General features: G+C 57.2%; 5 protein-coding genes and 1 pseudogene. 3 read left to right on the plus strand and 3 right to left on the minus strand.

Features of this window, described 5'->3' with window-relative positions:
• Positions 1-258 precede the first annotated feature (258 nt).
• The 3 genes from OCK01_RS26315 to OCK01_RS26325 all read right to left on the minus strand — a co-directional run bounded on the left by OCK01_RS26315 (position 259) and on the right by OCK01_RS26325 (position 1,364).
• Positions 259-399, minus strand: a complete 141-nt coding sequence (locus OCK01_RS26315; protein WP_263826548.1) for a hypothetical protein — start codon at positions 397-399, stop codon at positions 259-261.
• A 153-nt stretch (positions 400-552) separates the two neighbouring features.
• Positions 553-1,017: a GNAT family N-acetyltransferase gene (locus OCK01_RS26320; protein WP_263826549.1), complete on the minus strand. Its 465-nt coding sequence runs from the start codon at positions 1,015-1,017 to the stop codon at positions 553-555.
• A 68-nt stretch (positions 1,018-1,085) separates the two neighbouring features.
• Entirely contained in the window at positions 1,086-1,364 is a 279-nt protein-coding gene (locus OCK01_RS26325) for a DUF1778 domain-containing protein (RefSeq protein WP_263826550.1), read from the minus strand.
• A 198-nt stretch (positions 1,365-1,562) separates the two neighbouring features.
• On the opposite strand from OCK01_RS26325, the gene OCK01_RS26330 reads away from it, so the two are divergent.
• From OCK01_RS26330 to OCK01_RS26340, 3 genes and pseudogenes are all read left to right on the plus strand, one after another.
• Complete coding sequence (locus OCK01_RS26330) at positions 1,563-1,904, plus strand: hypothetical protein (RefSeq protein WP_263826551.1); 342 nt, start codon at positions 1,563-1,565, stop codon at positions 1,902-1,904.
• A 2-nt stretch (positions 1,905-1,906) separates the two neighbouring features.
• Entirely contained in the window at positions 1,907-2,212 is a 306-nt protein-coding gene (locus OCK01_RS26335) for a hypothetical protein (protein ID WP_263826552.1), read from the plus strand.
• 12 nt (positions 2,213-2,224) lie between these two features.
• Positions 2,225-2,329 (plus strand): annotated as a pseudogene (locus OCK01_RS26340) (IS6 family transposase); the annotation flags it as partial.

Consider the following 2,329-nt stretch of genomic DNA (forward strand, 5'->3'; position numbering starts at 1 on the left):
GTGAACTCCATCGAATCTTGCAAATCCGAAGGAATCATAACCTCTTGAAATCACCCACCTCTTTTTGAGGCAGCTTCGTACGTTGACGGGCGTCAGGCTCCTGCCAAGAGCCACAATTTACATGGGGCCTTTTGAGATGTTTGCCAAGACATCGAAGCAAAAATTTGCGTAGCGTCGCGACGCCTGTCGGGTGGAAAAAAGAAAAGAAGAAGGACTCGGAAGCGTTTCGCTCCGCGATTTAGTCTGTCACTGTTTTTCTCAACGCTTGGTGTACCCGCTGATGCAGCCGCTTTGCAAAAAGCCGTTATGTGAGGCACCGTACTCTTCTATCGCTTTGAACAGCGCCTTGAAATAGTCGGCCGATGACACCCACGATCCGCGCGGGCCGACCTCGGTCATTGAATCCGAGGCCTCGGATGTGCTGAAGCCGCATCGGCAGCGAGTTTCCCGACAAAGTCGGCGAGGCGGCCAATACTTCATATCGAACTGCCCGCTGAGGCTTTCGAGCAGCAATGAACGAGGGAAGATGCGTGGTAGCGGCAACCTGCGTTGCTATAGGATTGGTTTACCCGCCTGTTCCATGACATCGATGATCACGGAATAGGGTAGAACCAGCGCGAGCGGCGTCTTTGGAATTTCGAAAGCGCCGTAGGATTTATACCATTCGGCCGCCCGTTCATCCTTGGCGTCGATCAGCAGCAAGGATCCTCCAACCTGTGCTGATGCCTGAATGCAGCGCCGCGCGGCTGCGATCAGCAACTCGCCTCCAAGACCGTGGCCTTGGTGGGACTTGCTCACCGCCAGCCGGCCAAGCCGGAACCCGCCGATCGGATGTCGACCGCCGCCCGCAGGGCGCGCGACCTCGGGCGTGAGATTGAATTCGACCTGTGCGGGGCTCAGCGTATAGAAGCCGTAGATCGTCGTGCCGTCCGCGCCGTCGACCGCCACGAACGTCTTGGACGCGCCACTCTCATGGGCCTGACGGGCATATTTCGTCAGGAAGTCGTTGAGGTCCACCTGGCCGCAATCAAAGTCTTTGCGATTGTGCTTCCTGGAAATCGGCTCCTCGTGCCAGTCTGGAAGCGTCATTTGCGGGCCGCAAGCGAACGGGCCGCCGCCTGCAGTCTGGCGTTCGGCTTCGGCGGGTTCTCCAGCAGATCCAGCATGAAGCGTGTCTGTTCCTCATCGAGATGGACCCGCTCGGCTTTCTCGATCACCGCCTCGGCCGCTAGCAGCGCATTGCGCAGCACAAAATCCTTGAGGCTGGTTCGCTCAAGCGCGGCCGCACGCATCAGCCTGGCCTTCTCGGCTGGCGGTATCTGCATGGGGAATCGGTTAGTATTCTCTGCGGCGGCTCTGGGCATGGTCATATCCTCTTCAGCGAAGACTATAGGTTTTTCGCTGCCCAATTTCAAGGTATGTTCAATGAAAGCACCTACGAGCGAAAGAGCGGAGAGCAGATCCTGTGGGGACAACACGGCTGGTTTTCCGATTGGCAAGGATAGGTTGCTCGAATAAGCCTGTATAGACGGATCAACCAGCTCCTCTCACCGGAAACAACGATGGCCATCACCGCAAACGATGTCGAGGCATTGCAGACTTACGCCGAAGGCGTCATGGGGCGAGCCGATCACCACGCCGGCAACGTCAAGGGCGTTGCACTCGCGCTCCTTGGCGCCTTCATCTGGCGCGGTGATCCCGACAAGATCCGTATCCGGAGCCGCCAGGGTGCGCCGGCAAACATGCTGTGGGTCAATATCCGTGGCAAGACATATGTGTTTGCCTATAACCACCAGACGGAAGAGATCGAGATACGAGACCGGACACAGACGGGTGCCGTACTTCGCAGCTTCGACGACATTGACACCGTCGCTGACATCGAAGCGCTATTCAGGGCTTTGTGACCATGCTGGTAGCACGAGCACAACTTAATTTCGTCAGGGAACTCGTCGCCCGCTTCGAAAGACACCATTCGACCATGCAACCGATTGGTCTTTACCAAGCCCAGTACGTCGCCATCGTCGCGCTATTACGCTCCATCGGGCATGTATTCACCAACGTCGATTGCTCCAGCGCGGAACGAAAGGCCTGGAACCGGTCGAAATGGCAGGAATGGAAACGGTCGCCGGTCTTCGATGAATTCATCGAGCCAACACGCAACGCGTTGTTGAAAGGGTGGCGTCGCCTTAACGGCCTGTTTGCACCAACGTGATATCGGGCTTTGATGACCGAGACCTCGCTTGCCCACTTCCGACGTCACCGCTTTCCTGCTCAGATCATCGCCCATGCCGTATGGCTCTATTTTCGGTTCCCGCTGAGCCTGCGCGAC

Origin of the sequence: Rhizobium sp. TRM95796 (assembly GCF_025779995.1) — a bacterium.
Lineage (GTDB): Bacteria > Pseudomonadota > Alphaproteobacteria > Rhizobiales > Rhizobiaceae > Rhizobium_E.

Excerpts from the sequence above, each read along its gene's own strand:
- OCK01_RS26335 (WP_263826552.1), top strand. The coding sequence starts at position 1,907 with ATGCTGGTAGCACGAGCACAACTTAATTTCGTCAGGGAACTCGTCGCC.
- OCK01_RS26325 (WP_263826550.1), bottom strand. The coding sequence starts at position 1,364 with ATGCCCAGAGCCGCCGCAGAGAATACTAACCGATTCCCCATGCAGATA.
- OCK01_RS26330 (WP_263826551.1), top strand. The coding sequence starts at position 1,563 with ATGGCCATCACCGCAAACGATGTCGAGGCATTGCAGACTTACGCCGAA.
- OCK01_RS26315 (WP_263826548.1), bottom strand. The coding sequence starts at position 399 with ATGACCGAGGTCGGCCCGCGCGGATCGTGGGTGTCATCGGCCGACTAT.